The following is a 16296-nucleotide window of genomic DNA, read 5'->3' as shown; positions in this document are numbered from 1 at the left end:
GAAGCGCCCCCGCCACTAGCGGGAGCGCTTCGTTCTTCTGTTCTTGCTTCGGCATTCGCCTTAGTTGAAGGAGTCGCCGCAGGCGCAGGAGCCCCCCGCATTCGGGTTGTCGATGGTGAAGCCCTGCTGCTCAATGGTGTCAGCGAAGTCGATCTCCGCACCCATGAGGTACGGGACACTCATCTTGTCCACCACGAGACGGACGCCACCGATGACATCGGCCTTGTCGCCTTCGAGTTCGCGGTCGTCGAAGTAGAGCTGGTAGCGCAGCCCGGCGCAGCCGCCAGGCTGAACGGCGATGCGCAGGGACAGGTCGTTGCGGCCTTCCTGATCCAGCAGCGCTTTCGCCTTCGCGGCGGCTGCCTCAGTGAGCTTGACACCAGTTGCGGAAGTCGGTGCAGTCATGATCGTTTCTCCTTGCCTACGGATCGTGTCGGGCACCGAGCCTACTCCGGGCCGGCACCTGGATGCTAGTACACCCTAACTTGCGCTGGTCACAGGCAAGAAAGTCAGTGTCGAGCGCCCTCGGGCGCTTCTAGATTCCACAACACCACCGAGCGCACCCGTATTCCCACCTGCGCACCCAGGTTTTGTAGCCTAGAGTGCGTGAAACTTCCCTGGCAGAAATCCGATGCCCCTGCGGCCGACAACGCGACCGCTAGCAGCGGCTCCACCAAGCTCGACCTCGGCGGCAGCACCTCCACGGACCCCCACGCCGTGAAGGCGGCCAAGGACACTACGTCCAAAGACTCGTTGCCGAAGGGCTACACCCCGCCGAAGGGCCGCCCGACACCGAAGCGCCACGACCAGGAGGTCAAGCGCGGAGTAGTGCGCGACCCGAACGCGATGTCGAGGCCGCAGCAGGCGCAAAGGCGCAAGGAACTCAAGACTTCCATGTCCAAGGAGGAATGGAAGGAGTACAAGAAGAAGGAGCGCGAGGAGCGCCGCGAGCGCAACCGCGAGGTTCAGGCCCGGATGGACGCGGGCGACGAGCGCTACCTCATGGACCGCGACAAGGGTGAAGTGCGCCACTACGTGCGCGACTGGGTGGATTCCCGGCGTTTCCTGTCCAACTACATGCTTCCGGCAATGGTCGTTCTGCTGGCCATCATGCTTCTGGGCCTTGTCATGCCGCGCGTCTCCGAGATCCTCTCCCTGGTGTCCATGGTGTTCATCCTGGCCATCTTCGTGGAGGCTTTCATCATCGGCCGCCGCGCGAACCGCGCTGTCCGCGCGAAATTCCCCGGCACGGACGAGACAGGCTTCGGCCTCGGCATGTACGCGTACTCCCGCGCATCCCAACCGCGCAACTGGCGCACACCGAAGCCGCAGGTTGCAATCGGTTCCAAGGCGTAGCAGGAAAGCTGGGGCACCACCATGAGCGTTTCTGTGCAGTTCGAACCGGTTCCCACCCCGGACAGCGCTGTTGAGGCGCGGGTCCGCGCGGCCATGACGGATAACCCGCGCGGTGTATCCTTCGGCCGGCTTGCCGGCCTCGGCGCGTGGATTGCCGGACGCCAGGGTGAAACGCCCCCACACCCGATCGAATCCCCGCGCATCGTCGTCTTCGCCGGCGACCACGGCATCGCCGCCCGCGGAGTCTCCGCGTTCACGCCGGATGCCTCCATCTTGCAGGCCGATGAAGTCGATGCCGGAGCAGCTCCCGTCAACACCCTGGCCCGCACCGCCAATGCTCCTGTGGAGCTCGTCCGCGTGAGTCTCGCCGAGGAGGGAGCCCTCATCCGCCCGGGCTCCGGGGCAATCGACATCGAGGATGCCATGAGTCCGAATGAATTCGCCCGCGCCGTGGAGTTGGGCCGCACGGTCGCGGACTCAGCTGTCGATTCCGGTTGCGACCTCGCTGTCGTCGGCGATATCGGGGTGGGCAACACGACGGTGGCCGCCGCAGTGATCGGCACCCTCACCTTCACCGAGCCTGTTGTCGCGGTCGGCCGCGGCAGCGGCATCAACGACGAGACCTGGAAGGTCAAAGTCGCGGCAGTGCGCGACGCCATGTTCCGGGCCCGCGACGCCCACGACGACGTCGAAGTGGTACTGCAGCGTATTTCTTCGCCGGATTTCGTTGCGCTCACGGCGTTCATCGCGCAGTGCGCGGCGCGCCGCACGCCAGTGCTTGTCGACGGCGCCTTCCCCGCTGCCGCCGCCTACACGGCGGAACGGCTCTCCCCCGGTGTGAAAGACTGGCTGCTCGCCGGCCAGTTGAGCCCGGAACCCTGCCACAAGATCTGCCTGCAGGCCCTCGATCTCACACCTGTGGCGGCACTCGACATGACCACCGGTCAAGGTGCCGGAGGAGCAGCTGTCCTGCCGCTGCTCACCTCTGCCGTGGAGCTGGTCGCCGACGAAATGCGCTCGCAGGAAACGGCACAATAAAGACAAAAACATGCACCGGCCGCCCCCGGCCCCAACGGGCCGTCGATAAGCGGCGGTGCCTGTACACGTGCGCCCTTACTTGGCGGGAACGAGCGTGTGCATCCAGCCGTGGGTGTCTTCGAACTCGCCGCGCTGGATCTTGGTCAGGCGCTCACGCAATTTCATCGTGACATCGCCGGCTTCGTTGCCGTTGACCGTGAAATCGATGCCGTCGCCCACGATGTGGCCGACCGGGGTGATCACCGCAGCGGTGCCGCAGGCGAAGGACTCGGTCATCGTCCCCTCCGCGACATCGTTCTTCCAGTCGTCGACCGAAATGCGCACCTCCTCGGTGGCGTAGCCGAGGTCTCCTGCGACCTGCAGCAAAGAGTCGCGGGTGATGCCCGGCAGCAGTGAACCGGACAGCTCCGGAGTGACCACCTTGATCCCGTTGTCCTCAGCACCGTAGACGAACATGAGGTTCATGCCACCCATCTCCTCGATGTAGGTCCGCTCGATGGCATCGAGCCACACGACCTGGTCGCACTGCTTCTCCTGGGCCTGCGCCTGCGCGAGCAAGGACGCGGCGTAGTTGCCCGCGAATTTCGCGGCGCCTGTGCCTCCCGGCGCGGCGCGGACGTAGTCCTCAGAGATCCACACTTTGACCGGCTTGACGCCGCCTTCGAAGTACGCGCCCGCCGGGGAGGCGATGACGTAGTAGGTGTAGCTGCTTGCCGGCTTCACCCCGAGGCTGACTTCGGTGGAGATCATGAACGGGCGCAGATACAGCGCGGCCTCGCCACCAGCTTCCGGTACCCACGCCTCGTCAACAGCGACGATCTGGCGCAAGGATTCCAAGAAGAGTTCGTCGGGAAGCTCCGGCATGGCCAAGCGCCGGGCGGAATTCCGCAGACGCTGCCCATTCTGCTCCGGACGGAAAGTGGCGATGGAACCGTCCGGCTGGCGGTACGCCTTCAAACCCTCGAAGATCGCCTGGCCGTAGTGGAACACCATGGAAGCCGGATCGAATTCGATCGGGGCGTACGGGGTGACGCGGGCATTGTGCCACCCCTCCTCCTCGGTCCAGTCGATCGCGACCATGTGGTCGGTGAATTCCTGGCCGAATTTCGGGTCCTTGAGAATTTCCGCGCGCTGCTCGTCGCTTGCCGGGTTCTCGTTCTTCTGCACGGTGAATTCCAATTTCGTCATGCTGCCCAAGCATACGCCCACAGACATGCGCCCAAGCCGGTTTCGTGCCCGGCTGACGTAGGATCGGCCGCGTCAACCCCATTTCTCCCAAAAGGAAGTAAAGGAGTATCCGCTCTATGCCGCACCTTCCCCGCACCACAGGTGTTCTTCCCGCCCACGGGTCCCTACCGCGCGTGGACTTCGCCTCCTCCGCAGACAGCACGCTTATCGACGGCGCCGCCCGCCTCATCCCCGTCGCCCAGGGCGAGGAACTGGAACTGCCGGTCTCCGCGTTGACCCGCGACGGCCTGCTGGAGGCGCTCGAAGCTGTCGGTGCGACCGGTTCCCACGGAGAGATCACCAAGGTAGTGCTCGACGGCGACCTGCACATCGCCGTCGGCCTCGGCGAAGACACCTCCCCGACATCCGTCCGCCGGGCCATGGGTGCGGCCGCCCGCTCCCTCAACGGCGTGGAGCGCGCGGTCGTCAGCGGCGAATTTGGCGTGGCCGCCACCGTTGAAGGCCTGCTTTTGGGCGGATATGCCTACGCCGGTTTGAAAGCGCCGAAAGACGAGGAAACCGGGGCGGATGGGGAAGGCACCGCTGATGCCTCCGCACCGCTGATCACCGTGATCGGGCGTGAGGACGAGCGCGGCGCCTTCGAGGCCGCGGTCACCGCGGGCCATGCTGTGGCCCTGGCGCGGGACCTGGTCAACACTCCTTCCAACCTGCTCTACCCCGAGGTCTACGCAGAATATGCCGAGCAGATCGCCACTGCAGCAGGTGTGCAGGTCGAGGTCCTCGACGACGCCCAGCTGCGCGGGCAGGGCTTCGGCGGGATCACGGCGGTTGGCCAAGGCTCCGCGCACCCGCCGCGCCTGGTGCATCTGACTTGGGCTCCCGGCAACGCCGCAGACGGCACCTCCGTCGCCTTGGTGGGCAAGGGCATCACCTTCGATTCCGGCGGCATTTCCATCAAGCCCGCGAACGGCATGGAGCAAATGGTGATGGACATGGGCGGTTCCGCCGCGGTGCTGGCCGCGACCTGCGCCATCGCCGCCATGGAGCTGCCTGTGCGCGTGGAGGCGTGGATGCCGCTCGCCGAGAATCTGCCGTCCGGCACCGCCCAGCGGCCCGGCGATGTGATCACCCACTACGGCGGCATCACCAGCGAGGTGATCAACACCGACGCGGAGGGCCGCCTTGTGCTCGCCGATGCCATCGCCCGAGCCTGCGAGGACTCCCCCACGCACCTCATCGAAACGTCCACGCTCACCGGCGCCCAAATGGTGGCGCTAGGCAAGCGCACCTTCGGAGTCATGGGCAGCGACGAGCTGCGCGACCGCATCGCCGAACACGGGCGCGAGATCGACGAGCCCGGCTGGGCGATGCCGTTGCTCGAAGAGCACGAGGACGAGATCTCCTCCAAGGTCGCCGACGTGAAGAACGCCAACAGCGACCGTTTCGGTGGCATGGAATTCGCAGCGACCTATCTCTCCCGCTTCATCCGCGACGAGATCGAATGGGCCCACATCGACGTGGCGAGCCCGGCCTGGAACAGCGACGGCCCCCACGGCTTCACTCCCAGCCGCGCCACCGGCGTTCCCGTGCGCACTCTTGTGGAGACGGTCCGGGGGCTGATCTAACATTCCCACCCCCCACCCAAGGGGGGAAGGAATGTGATTTTGGTCCGACTTATCGGATTTATTCGCCGCGCTCGAACCGGGCGCGGCGTTCCTTTTGCTCGGCGCGCTTGCGCAGGATCCTCTCCTGCTCCATCCGCTTACGCATGCGGTCGGGGTAGCCGGTCCCCTCCACGTCGTAAAGCGGAATGCCCAAGAGCTTGGCCACAGCGTCGATGCCCTTCGGACCCCCGATGCGGCGGCGGGTGAACTCACCGTTTTCAGCAACCAGCACCACAGACATCTCGTTGACCAAGGTCTCCGGCTCGACGAAACCCTCCACGAAGGCGTGCTGAGCAACCCAAGATTTCAGGTACTCGGCATCTTCAGCCCTCACGGTCTCGCCTGGGCCGCGCGGAGGCTTCAGGGGCGAGTTGTTTTTCCGGGATCCGAAGATATTGAACACGCACCACATCATATAAGGCGACATAAAACACACCCCATTGCGCACATGCTCGGGCGCACATGAGCAACTAAGCGGGTACGCTTGTGGCGAATCAACGTCTGGAATTTTTTGAGGAGACTCCATCACCATGGCTCACTCTGTAGAGATGCCCGAGCTGGGCGAATCGGTCACTGAAGGCACGATCACCACGTGGCTGAAGTCGGTCGGCGACACCGTCGAGGTCGATGAACCTTTGCTCGAGGTCTCCACCGACAAGGTCGACACTGAGATCCCGTCCCCGGTCGCCGGCGTTCTGCTGGAGATCAAGGCGGAAGAAGACGACACCGTCGAGGTCGGCGAGGTCATCGCAGTCGTCGGCGAGGAAGGCGAGAAGCCGTCCGGCGACTCCGCTGACAAGGCTGAGGCGAAGGAAGAGAAGGCTGAGTCTGAGTCGAAGTCCGAGTCCAAGCCGACCAAGAAGTCCGGCGGCTCCAGCTCCGCCACCGACGTCGAGATGCCTGAGCTCGGCGAGTCCGTCACCGAGGGCACCATCACCACCTGGCTGAAGGAGGTCGGCGACGAGGTCGAGGTCGACGAGCCGCTGCTCGAGGTCTCCACCGACAAGGTCGACACCGAGATCCCGTCCCCGGTCGCAGGCACCCTGGTTGAAATCCTGGCCCAGGAAGACGACACCGTCGAGGTCGGCGAGGTCATCGCACGCGTCGGCGACGCAGACGCAGTTGCCGCTGACAGCGACGATTCCGCCGACGAGACCGAAGAGGCTGCCGCTCCGGCGGAGGCCCCGAAGAAGTCCGCACCGAAGTCCTCCTCCGACAAGAAGGGCTCCGGCGAGTCCACCGAGGTGGCAATGCCCGAGCTCGGCGAGTCCGTCACCGAGGGCACCATCACCACCTGGCTGAAGGAGGTCGGCGACCTGGTCGAGGTCGACGAGCCGCTGCTCGAGGTCTCCACCGACAAGGTCGACACCGAGATTCCGTCCCCGGTCGCAGGCACCCTGCTGGAAATTCTGGTGGGCGAGGACGACACCATCGAGGTCGGTGCCGCGATCGCGCGCATCGGCGATGCTGAGGCCGCCGCGGCCGGTTCCGCCGACGAGGCTGATTCTGAGGCCGAGCCTGAAGCAGCAGAGAAGCCGGCTCCGAAGCAGGAAGAGAAGAAGGCTGAGCCGAAGCAGGCTGCTGCCCCGGCATCCTCCACCAACACTTCCGCCAAGATCGACAACGGCGGGAAGGTCCCGTACGTCACCCCGCTGGTGCGCAAGCTCGCCGACAAGCACCATGTCGACCTGAACACTGTCGAGGGCACCGGCGTCGGCGGCCGCATCCGCAAGCAGGACGTTCTGGCTGCCGCAGAGGGCGGCTCCGCCAAGGGCGCAACCGAGTCCAAGAGCGCCGGCACTGCCTCCGCCGCTCCGGAGAAGAAGGCTTCCGGCCCGCGCGCTCGCTGGTCCACCAAGGCTGTGGATCCGGCGAAGCAGGAGCTTATCGGCACCACCCAGAAGGTCAACCGCATCCGCGAGATCACGGCCTCCAAGATGGTCGAGTCCCTGCAGACCTCCGCGCAGCTCACCCACGTTCAGGAAGTCGATGTCACCCGCATCGCCGACCTGCGCAAGAAGGTCAAGCCGGCCTTCGTCGAGAAGCACGGCGCAAACATCACCTTCCTGGCCTTCTTCGTCAAGGCCGCGTCCGAGGCTCTGGTCTCCCACCCGAACGTCAATGCCTCCTACAACAAGGAGACGAAGGAGATCACCTACCACGAGGATGTCAACATCGGTATCGCTGTCGACACCCCGACGGGCCTCCTCGTTCCGGTGCTCAAGCAGACCCAGAACATGTCCCTGGCTGAGATCGCCCAGGGCATCGCCGACTTGGCTAGCCGCGCACGCGACAAGAAGCTGCGCCCGGACGACCTGTCCGGCGCCACCTTCACGGTCACCAACATCGGCTCCGCCGGCGCGCTGATGGACACCCCGATCCTCACCCCGCCGCAGTCCGGCATCCTGGGCACCGGCGCTATCGTCAAGCGCCCGGTCATCGTGACCGAGGACGGCATCGACTCCATCGCAATCCGCTCCATGTGCTACCTGCCGTTCACCTACGACCACCAGATCGTCGATGGCGCGGACGCTGGCCGCTTCATCACCACGATCAAGGACCGCGTCGAGACCGGCGACTTCGAAGAGGACATGGACCTCTAACCCCAGCGGGGTGTAAACCCTCCGGGTTCAAGACGGCCCGGCGCTGACCAACACGGTCGGTGCCGGGCCGCTCTTTATGCGCCCACACGCCCACAACCCAGTGGATAGACTGGGTTGTATGGCACAGGAATCACATGAAAAAACCAGTAAGCACAGCTCTTTCAAGTCGTTCCGCAACAACCCCTCCGCCTTCATGGAGGAAGCGCTCGGCGGGCTTGTCGCCGCGCACCCGAATGCTTCGTGGCACGACGAAGGGTTCATCGGGATCACCGAGGACAAGCGCAGTGACGGCCGTGTGGCGGTGATCTCCGGCGGAGGTTCCGGCCATGAGCCGATGCACGCCGGCTTCATTGGTGCGGGCATGCTCGATGCCGCCTGCCCGGGTCTGCTGTTCACCTCTCCGAACGCCGTCCAGATCACTGCAGCCACCGAGTGGGCCGACCAAGGCAAGGGTGTGGTCCACGTAGTGAAGAACTACACGGGCGATGTCATGAACTTCTCGGTCGCGGCGAACAGCGTCGACGGCGAGGTGGCCACGGTGACCGTCGCTGATGACGCCGCCACCGAGATCGACGAGGATGACGATTCCCCGGGCCGCCGCGGCACCGGCGCGACCATCATCGTGGAGAAGATCGCAGGTGCGTCCGCGGCCCGTGGCGACGAGGTGGCTACAGTCGCTGAACTCGCACAGAAAGCCGCCGACCAGTCCCGCAGCATGGCCGTCGCCCTCATGCCGGGCCACCTTCCCACCAGCGACCGCCAGACATTCGATCTGGAGGAAGGCGAAATCGAGATCGGTGTCGGCATTCACGGCGAGCCGGGCGTGGAACGCCGCGACACCACGGCAGGGGAAGAGCCGTCGGCCAAGGCGCTCGTCGGTGAGCTGCTCGACGGTGTCGCTGAATCCCTCGCCAACGCCGGTGTGAAGATCGACGGCGCCGATGTCGCGTTGCTCGTCAATGGCCTCGGCGGCACGAGCGAGCTCGAGTTGGACCTCATTTTCGGCGAGGCGCTTTCCCAGCTCGCCGACCGAGGCGCGAATGTGCGCCGCGGCCTGGTGGGCACCCTGGTCACCTCCCTGAACATGGCGGGCGTTTCCCTCACGGTCACTGTCGTCGACGACGAGCTGCTGGAGCTTCTCGACGCTGAGACAGATGCTCCGGCCTGGCCCGCCGTGGTCGAGGACCCGACGTACTCCCCCGCCCGCATGGTCGATGACCGTGAGGCGCCGAACGAGGGCGGCGAGAATGTCTGGCTGAGCGCCTTCGCCAACCGTCTGGCCGCTTCCTACGACGATCTGACCGAGTTGGACCGCGTCGCCGGTGACGGCGATTTCGGCCAGAACCTCGAAGCAGCTTTCGGCGACATTCAAACCCCGCTGAAAGGCACCGACGCCGAGGTACTCGAATTCTTCGCCCACCGCATGCTGGTCCGCGCGGGCGGCACATCCGGCGCTGTGCTGGGCACGCTCTTCCGCGAGATGGCGGACGCGTTCACCGATGCCCGGGTGGACTCCCGCGGCGCCGACACCGCGGACTTCACTGAGGCGCTAGCGGCGGGCCTCAACAACGGCGTCCAAGCGATCACCGACCTGGGCGGTGCGAAGGAGGGCGACAACACCTTAATCGACGCCCTGGCACCGGCCGCGAAGGAAGCGAAGCAGCTCGCGGACGGATCCGCCCCGGCATCGATCGACGAGGTGCTGGAGAAAATCCATACCCCCGCTGTGGAGGGCGCGAAATCCACCCGCGGCATGCAAGCGAAGAAGGGGCGCGCCTCCTACCTGGGCGAATCCGCAGCAGACGTGCCGGACCCAGGCGCAATCTCGATCACGTGGTTGTTCGGTGAGGCATCCGTCGACGAGTTCTAAAACCGGGTTTTCTAGACTCGTAAGCAACTGTGACGCACTGGAAAACTAAGGAGCTAGTTGTCGTGGATTACATTTCCCGCCACATCGGCCCGACGGACAGCGAGCGCAAGGAAATGCTCGATGCCGTCGGTTACGGTTCGATCGACGAACTGGTCGCGGCCGCGACCCCACCGGGCATTCTCGCGAAAGCGCCGCTCGATCTGCCTGCCCCGCTGACCGAGAACGAAGCCCAGAATCGACTGCGTGAGCTTGCCGGGAAGAACACGGTCCTCAAAGCGTTCTACGGCCAGGGCTTCTCCTCCACCATCACCCCGCCGGTGATCCGCCGCGGAGTCGTGGAGGATGCTGGCTGGTACACCGCGTACACGCCGTACCAGCCGGAAATCTCCCAGGGCCGTCTCGAGGCGCTGCTCAATTTCCAGACCATGGTGCAGGACCTCACGGGCCTGCCTATCGCCAACGCCTCGCTTCTCGACGAAGCCTCCGCCGTCGCTGAGGCCATCGGCCTCATGTCCCGGAAGGTGAAGAAGGGACGCCGCGTGCTTCTCGACGCACGCCTGCACCCCCAAGTCATCGCCGTCGCCGCCGAGCGCGCCCGTGCACTGGACCTCGAGATCGAAGTCACAGCGCTGGACTCCAACCTGGTCGGCGAGGACTTCGTCGGGGTCGTGCTGGCCTACCCCGGCACCGAGGGAGACATCGTCGACCCTCGCCCGGTGATCGAGGCGATCCACTCCCGCGGCGGCCTCGCCACCGTGGCCGCCGATCCGCTGGCGTTGCTGCTCCTGGAATCCCCGGGCGAGCTCGGCGCAGACATCGCGGTGGGCACCACGCAGCGCTTCGGCGTGCCGCTGTTCTACGGCGGCCCCCATGCCGCCTACATGGCTGTGACGGAAAAGCTCAAGCGCCAAATGCCGGGCCGCCTCGTCGGTGTGTCCGTCGACGCCGAGGGCTTCCCCGCCTACCGTCTCGCGCTGCAGACCCGCGAGCAACACATCCGCCGCGAGAAGGCCACCTCCAATATCTGCACCGCACAAGCCCTGCTGGCGGTCACCGCCTCCATGTACGCCGTGTACCACGGCCCTGAGGGCCTCCGCGATATTGCGCGCAAGGTGCACGAATGGGCGGGGCGCTTCGCGGCGTCGCTAAGCGCCGCCGGCCTCACCCTCAAGCACGGGCACTTCTTCGACACCGTGGCTGTCACCGTGCCGGACCGTGCCCGCGGCATCGTCGACGCACTGGCGGACACCGGTTACCTCGTCCGCGCCGTCGACGACGACACCGTGGCAGTAAGCTTCGGCGAAGACACCGAGGAAGCTGACCTCGCCGCGCTGCTCGAAGGCTTCGGCATCATCAACGACCCCGTTGCCGCCGGCGACGCAGTGAACGGTCTGCCGGAGGAGCTGACGCGCACCACCGAGCTGCTCACGCACGAGGTGTTCAACACCCACCACTCCGAGACGATGATGATGCGCTACATCCGCTCTCTCGGCGACAAGGACCTCGCGCTCGACCGCACGATGATCCCGTTGGGTTCCTGCACCATGAAGCTCAACCCCACCGCGGGACTGGAGGCCATCACCTGGCCGGGCTTCGCCAACGTCCACCCGTTCACACCCGACGCGTACACCGAGGGTTGGCGTGAGCTCATCGCTGAACTGACCAGCTGGCTGGTGGAGCTCACCGGCTACGACGCCGTCTCCGTCCAGCCGAATTCCGGCGCCACCGGTGAGCTGGCCGGCCTGCTGGCCATCCGCCGCTACCACGTGGCCAACGGCGACACCGAGCGCGACATCTGCCTCATCCCGGCCTCCGCGCACGGCACCAACGCAGCCTCCGCAACGCTGGCGAACCTGCGTGTTGTCGTGGTCAAGACCGCGGACGACGGCTCCATCGACATCACCGACCTGGACGCGAAGCTCGAGCAGTACGGCGAGCACGTCGCCGCCATCATGATCACTTACCCGTCCACGCACGGCGTGTACGAGGAGACAGTTACCGAGGTTGCGGACAAGGTTCACGCTGTCGGCGGCCAGGTCTACATCGACGGTGCGAACATGAACGCCCTGACCGGCCTCGCCCGGCCGGGCGATTTCGGTGGCGACGTCAGCCACCTGAACCTTCACAAGACGTTCACCATCCCGCACGGCGGCGGTGGTCCGGGCGTCGGCCCGATCGGAGTTGGCGCGCACCTCACCCCGTTCCTCCCGGCCGACCCGCAGATCAGTGGTGAAGACGCCGCGAAGGAAGCCGCGGAGGGCGCCGGTGTGCCCATCTCCGCCACCACGTACGGCTCCGCGGGCGTGCTGCCGATCTCGTGGGCGTACATCGCCATGTCGGGCGCCGAGGGGCTCGCCTCCGCCACCCGGAACGCCATCCTCAACGCCAACTACCTGGCGCACGGGCTGAACGACTCTTTCCCGGTTCTCTACACCGGCAATGCCGGCCTGGTCGGCCACGAGTGCATTATCGATCTCCGCGAGATCACCGATGCCTCCGGAGTCACCGCCGCCGATGTAGCCAAGCGCCTCGTCGACTACGGCTTCCACGCCCCGACGCTGGCCTTCCCCGTCGCCGGCACGCTCATGATCGAGCCGACCGAGTCCGAGGATATTGCCGAGCTGCAGCGCTTCATCACTGCGATGCGCTCCATCCGCGCCGAGATCCAGGACATCATCGACGGCAAGGTGGCCTACGAAGACTCCGTCATCCACCACGCTCCGTACACCGCACGCAGCCTGGTCACCTCCAACTGGGAGTACACCTTCACCCGCGAGCAGGCCGCCTACCCAGTCGAGTCGCTGCTCACTGCGAAATACTTCCCGCCGGTGCGCCGCATCGACGAGGCGTACGGCGACCGCAACCTCGTCTGCGCCTGCCCGCCGCCGGAGGCCTTCGACCTCTCCGCCTCCCCCGAAGAGGGCGAGGTCATCGAGCCTGTCGTCACCGAAGAAAACAAGAAGTAAAGGAGCACCCACACATGCCACAGACCCCGCTGCACAGCAAGCACGAGGCCCTCGGCGCATCGTTCACCGATTTCGGTGGCTGGACCATGCCGCTCAAGTACGGCAGCGAGCTCGAAGAGCACCGAGCCGTGCGCAACGCCGTTGGGATCTTCGATCTGTCCCACATGGGCGAGATCGATGTCACCGGTCCCGACGCCGGTGCGTACCTCGACTACGTGCTCATTTCCAACTTGTCCAACCTCAAGGTGGGAAAGGCCAAATACTCCATGATCGTCGACGAGAACGGCGGCATCCTGGACGACCTGATCACGTACAAGTTCTCCGACGATCACTTCATGGTGGTGCCCAACGCCGCCAACACCGCCACCGTGTGGGCAGCATTCCAGGCCCGCACCGAGGGCTTCGACGTGGAGATCCGCAATGACTCCGAATCGATCGCACTCATCGCCGTCCAGGGCCCCGGCGCGCTCGACGCGCTGAAGCCGCTGCTTGCCGACGACCCCGAGCCACTTGCCTACTACTCCGGCGCGTGGAGCACCCTGGGCGGCAGCGAAGTCTTCGTCGCCCGAACCGGCTACACCGGCGAAGACGGCTTCGAGCTCTTCTGTCAGAACAGCGACGCTGAAAAGATCTGGGACGCCGTGATCGACTCCGGTATCCCGTGCGGCCTCGCTTCCCGCGACTCGCTGCGCCTGGAAGCGTCGATGCCGCTCTACGGCCACGAGCTGACCTCTGACATCACCCCGGTGGAAGCGGGCATGGGCCGCGCCTTCGCCAAGAAGGAAGCGGACTTCGTGGGCAAGGAGGCGCTGACAGGCCGCGAGCCGTCCGTCGTGATCGCAGGTCTTACCTCCGAGGAGCGCCGCGCCGCACGCGAGGGCGCCGAGATCTTCCTCACCGACGACAACGGCTCCGAAACCCGCATCGGCGTCGTCACATCCGGCCAGCCCTCCCCCACTTTGGGCCACCCGGTCTCTTTGGCGCACATTGACCCCGCGCACGCTGAGCCGGGCACTAGAGTGGACATCGACATCAGGGGTAAGCGCTACCCGTACACCGTCAGCGAGACCCCGTTCTACTCCCGAAAGGACAAGTAACCATGTCTGATCTGCCCCAGGATTTTTCCTACTCCGAAGAGCACGAATGGGTCAACGCCCCGGCTGACGCCGTTGAGGGCCAGACCGTGCGCATCGGCATCACCTCCGTAGCCACCGAGCGCCTCGGCGAGATCGTCTTCGCGGAGCTGCCGGCTGTGGGCGACACCGTGACCGCCGGCGAGACCTGCGGCGAGGTGGAGTCCACCAAGTCCGTCTCCGACCTCTACTCCCCGGTCACCGGCAAGGTCACCGCGATCAACGAGGATATCGAGGACAACTACGAGGCCATCAACAACGACCCGTTCGGTGAGGGCTGGCTCTTCGAGGTCGCCGTCGAAACCGCCGGCCCGCTGTTGAACGCCGAAGAGTATGGCGCAGCCAACGGCCTCTAAACCTGTGGAGCGATCCACTCCGTAAGCGGCGCGCGGCGGGGTCTACGATGTAGGGCATGAGTGCCCCTCGTGAACCGTTCTTCCCGCCCGACCGCTCCATTCGAGCCTCAGATTCCCCACTTGACGTGCGGGAACTGGGGCTCGTGGACTATGCGGAGACCTGGGACTTGCAGGCAGAGCTCACCGCCCAGCGCGCACGCGACGAGATCGGCGACACCCTGCTGGTCCTCCAGCACCCCAACACCTACACCGCCGGCAAACGAACCCAACCAGAGGACATGCCGGACAACGGTCAGCCCGTCGTCACCGTCGACCGCGGCGGCCGCATCACCTGGCACGGCGAAGGCCAGCTGGTCGTCTACCCCATCATCAAACTCGCCGACCCGGTGGACGTGGTCGATTTCGTCCGCCGCATCGAGGAAGCCTTGATCGCCTCCGTGCGCGAATTCGGTGTCGAGGACGCCGGACGCATCGAAGGGCGTTCGGGAGTGTGGGTGCCAGCGGACGATCCGTCGGTAGGCGTGCGCCGCGACCGCAAAGTCGCACAGCTCGGTATCCGCGTCACCCGTGGCGTGACCATGCACGGTCTGGCAGTGAACTGCAACAACACCCTGGAATACTTCGGCCACATCGTCGCCTGCGGCATCAGCGACGCCGATGTCACCACCATGAGCCTGGAAACCGGGCGCGATGTCACACCCGACGACATTGCACCGACCGTGATCCGCAATCTCGACCGCGCGCTTTCCGGTGAACTCGCCGTGGCGGACCACACCATTTCGCACGGACGACTCTAAAAGGGGGCCTTCATCCTGCGATATTCGCGCCTTTGCGCGGGCGTGATTAACGTGGGATCCGTGACTGTCGCAGAAGAAGGACGCAAGCTGCGCCGCGTCGAAAAGCGCAACGCGCAGACCCCTATCGAATCTAAGCCGCGCTGGATCCGCAACGCCGTGAAAACCGGCCCCGAATACGAGGACATGCGGAAGAAAGTGAAGGGCGCTTCCCTTCACACCGTGTGCCAGGAGGCCGGCTGCCCCAACATCCACGAGTGCTGGGAGTCGCGTGAGGCCACCTTCCTCATCGGTGGCGCGAACTGCTCCCGCCGTTGCGATTTCTGCCAAATCAACTCCGCGAAGCCCGAGCCCCTCGATGTCGAGGAGCCGCAGCGCGTCGCCGAGAGCGTGCGGGAAATGCAGCTCAACTACTCCACCATCACCGGTGTCACCCGCGACGACCTCGAGGACGAGGGCGCATGGCTGTACGCCGAGGTGGTGCGCAAAATCCACGAGCTCAACCCGCACACCGGTGTCGAGAACCTGACCCCGGACTTCTCCGGCAAGCCGGACCTGCTCCAGCAGGTTTTCGAGGCCGAGCCCGAGGTTTTCGCGCACAACCTTGAGACGGTGCCGCGCATCTTCAAACGCATCCGCCCAGCTTTCCGCTACGAGCGCTCCCTTGACGTTATCCGCCAGGCGCGCGACTACGGCCTGATCACCAAGTCCAACCTTATTCTGGGCATGGGCGAGACCCGCGAGGAAGTCCTCGAGGCCCTCGCCGACATGCACGACGCGGGCACGGACATCATCACGATCACCCAGTACTTGCGTCCCGGCCCGATGTACCACCCGATCGAGCGTTGGGTGAAGCCAGAAGAATTCATCGAGTACCGCGATGCCGCCTACGACATGGGCTTCGCAGCCGTCATGTCCGGCCCGCTGGTCCGCTCCTCCTACCGCGCGGGCAAGCTCTACGTGGAGGCGATGAAGTTCCACGGCCGTGAGCTGCCGGAGAACCTCAAACACCTCGCGGAAACCTCCCAGGGTGCCACGGAGCAGGAGGCAGAGTCCCTGCTGACCAAGTACGGCCCCTCGCAGGAGACCCCGGTTGTTTCCGCCGGCCGCCCGGCAGTCGGCCTCGGCATGCCGGGTATCGGCGCCGAGTAAAAAGGAAGCGCCGCTTCGCGGTGATCCGGTTGTCTTCCCAGGCTTCCCGGGCCGCTAAACCTCGGGCTGCTAAATCCAGCTACTTGGAACCAGCTTTCCGCCTTAATAGGGACGATTAGCTGGATCCAGGTAGCTGGGTTTTAGTGGCAGGGCCGCTGATGCCAGCGCAACGATTC

Annotated in this window: 13 protein-coding genes; 10 read left to right on the top strand and 3 right to left on the bottom strand. The window is 65.3% G+C overall.

Annotated elements, in window-relative coordinates; translation table 11 throughout:
• Positions 1 to 60: 60 nt before the first annotated feature.
• Entirely contained in the window at positions 61 to 405 is a 345-nt protein-coding gene (locus QYR03_RS00230) for an iron-sulfur cluster assembly accessory protein (RefSeq protein ID WP_259848848.1), read from the bottom strand.
• Positions 406 to 606: 201 nt separating this feature from the next.
• Here QYR03_RS00230 and QYR03_RS00225 point away from each other — a divergent pair, with 201 nt between their 5' ends.
• Both QYR03_RS00225 and QYR03_RS00220 read left to right on the top strand, forming a co-directional pair.
• Entirely contained in the window at positions 607 to 1356 is a 750-nt protein-coding gene (locus QYR03_RS00225; RefSeq protein ID WP_301712179.1) for a DUF3043 domain-containing protein, read from the top strand.
• 21 nt (positions 1357 to 1377) lie between these two features.
• A complete protein-coding gene (locus QYR03_RS00220; protein WP_259848850.1) occupies positions 1378 to 2394 on the top strand; it encodes a nicotinate-nucleotide--dimethylbenzimidazole phosphoribosyltransferase in 1017 nt (338 codons plus the stop codon).
• A 75-nt stretch (positions 2395 to 2469) separates the two neighbouring features.
• Here the strand turns inward: QYR03_RS00220 and QYR03_RS00215 are convergent, their stop codons facing one another.
• A complete protein-coding gene (locus QYR03_RS00215; protein ID WP_301712178.1) occupies positions 2470 to 3582 on the bottom strand; it encodes a branched-chain amino acid aminotransferase in 1113 nt (370 codons plus the stop codon).
• A 116-nt stretch (positions 3583 to 3698) separates the two neighbouring features.
• Between QYR03_RS00215 and QYR03_RS00210 the strand changes: the two genes are divergently transcribed.
• Entirely contained in the window at positions 3699 to 5207 is a 1509-nt protein-coding gene (locus tag QYR03_RS00210; RefSeq protein WP_259848852.1) for a leucyl aminopeptidase, read from the top strand.
• A gap of 58 nt (positions 5208 to 5265) precedes the next feature.
• Here QYR03_RS00210 and QYR03_RS00205 read toward each other — a convergent pair whose 3' ends face one another.
• Positions 5266 to 5649 (bottom strand): oxidoreductase, encoded by a 384-nt coding sequence (locus QYR03_RS00205; protein ID WP_259848853.1) that lies wholly within the window; start codon positions 5647 to 5649, stop codon positions 5266 to 5268.
• A 127-nt stretch (positions 5650 to 5776) separates the two neighbouring features.
• Between QYR03_RS00205 and sucB the strand changes: the two genes are divergently transcribed.
• The 7 genes from sucB to lipA all read left to right on the top strand — a co-directional run bounded on the left by sucB (position 5777) and on the right by lipA (position 16120).
• Positions 5777 to 7849: a 2-oxoglutarate dehydrogenase, E2 component, dihydrolipoamide succinyltransferase gene (sucB, locus tag QYR03_RS00200; protein WP_301712177.1), complete on the top strand. Its 2073-nt coding sequence runs from the start codon at positions 5777 to 5779 to the stop codon at positions 7847 to 7849.
• Between the two features lie 118 nt (positions 7850 to 7967).
• The gene (locus tag QYR03_RS00195; RefSeq protein ID WP_301712176.1) at positions 7968 to 9719 is read left to right on the top strand and encodes a dihydroxyacetone kinase family protein; all 1752 of its coding nucleotides are present in this window, start codon (positions 7968 to 7970) and stop codon (positions 9717 to 9719) included.
• A 62-nt stretch (positions 9720 to 9781) separates the two neighbouring features.
• Positions 9782 to 12685 carry an aminomethyl-transferring glycine dehydrogenase gene (gene gcvP, locus QYR03_RS00190; RefSeq protein ID WP_259848856.1) on the top strand — a complete coding sequence of 968 codons (2904 nt, stop codon included), beginning with the start codon at positions 9782 to 9784 and terminating at the stop codon, positions 12683 to 12685.
• 14 nt (positions 12686 to 12699) lie between these two features.
• Positions 12700 to 13782, top strand: a complete 1083-nt coding sequence (gene gcvT / locus QYR03_RS00185; protein ID WP_259848857.1) for a glycine cleavage system aminomethyltransferase GcvT — start codon at positions 12700 to 12702, stop codon at positions 13780 to 13782.
• A gap of 2 nt (positions 13783 to 13784) precedes the next feature.
• On the top strand, positions 13785 to 14174 hold the full coding sequence (gene gcvH / locus QYR03_RS00180; protein ID WP_259848858.1) for a glycine cleavage system protein GcvH: 390 nt from the start codon (positions 13785 to 13787) through the stop codon (positions 14172 to 14174).
• Between the two features lie 56 nt (positions 14175 to 14230).
• Positions 14231 to 14971 (top strand): lipoyl(octanoyl) transferase LipB, encoded by a 741-nt coding sequence (gene lipB / locus QYR03_RS00175; RefSeq protein WP_259848859.1) that lies wholly within the window; start codon positions 14231 to 14233, stop codon positions 14969 to 14971.
• Positions 14972 to 15031: 60 nt separating this feature from the next.
• Positions 15032 to 16120 (top strand): lipoyl synthase, encoded by a 1089-nt coding sequence (gene lipA, locus QYR03_RS00170; protein WP_259848860.1) that lies wholly within the window; start codon positions 15032 to 15034, stop codon positions 16118 to 16120.
• Positions 16121 to 16296 lie beyond the last annotated feature (176 nt).

Origin of the sequence: Corynebacterium sp. P4-C1 (assembly GCF_030503595.1) — a bacterium.
Classification (GTDB): domain Bacteria; phylum Actinomycetota; class Actinomycetes; order Mycobacteriales; family Mycobacteriaceae; genus Corynebacterium.
The sequence above is the reverse complement of the archived record's forward strand: the minus strand, read 5'-3'. Positions and strand labels throughout refer to the sequence as shown.

Bases quoted from the DNA above. Each gene is read 5' to 3' on its own strand.
- QYR03_RS00215 (WP_301712178.1), bottom strand. From the start codon at position 3,582: ATGACGAAATTGGAATTCACCGTGCAGAAGAACGAGAACCCGGCAAGC.
- gcvH (WP_259848858.1), top strand. From the start codon at position 13,785: ATGTCTGATCTGCCCCAGGATTTTTCCTACTCCGAAGAGCACGAATGG.
- gcvT (WP_259848857.1), top strand. From the start codon at position 12,700: ATGCCACAGACCCCGCTGCACAGCAAGCACGAGGCCCTCGGCGCATCG.
- sucB (WP_301712177.1), top strand. From the start codon at position 5,777: ATGGCTCACTCTGTAGAGATGCCCGAGCTGGGCGAATCGGTCACTGAA.
- QYR03_RS00210 (WP_259848852.1), top strand. From the start codon at position 3,699: ATGCCGCACCTTCCCCGCACCACAGGTGTTCTTCCCGCCCACGGGTCC.
- QYR03_RS00230 (WP_259848848.1), bottom strand. From the start codon at position 405: ATGACTGCACCGACTTCCGCAACTGGTGTCAAGCTCACTGAGGCAGCC.
- QYR03_RS00195 (WP_301712176.1), top strand. From the start codon at position 7,968: ATGGCACAGGAATCACATGAAAAAACCAGTAAGCACAGCTCTTTCAAG.
- lipB (WP_259848859.1), top strand. From the start codon at position 14,231: ATGAGTGCCCCTCGTGAACCGTTCTTCCCGCCCGACCGCTCCATTCGA.
- QYR03_RS00220 (WP_259848850.1), top strand. From the start codon at position 1,378: ATGAGCGTTTCTGTGCAGTTCGAACCGGTTCCCACCCCGGACAGCGCT.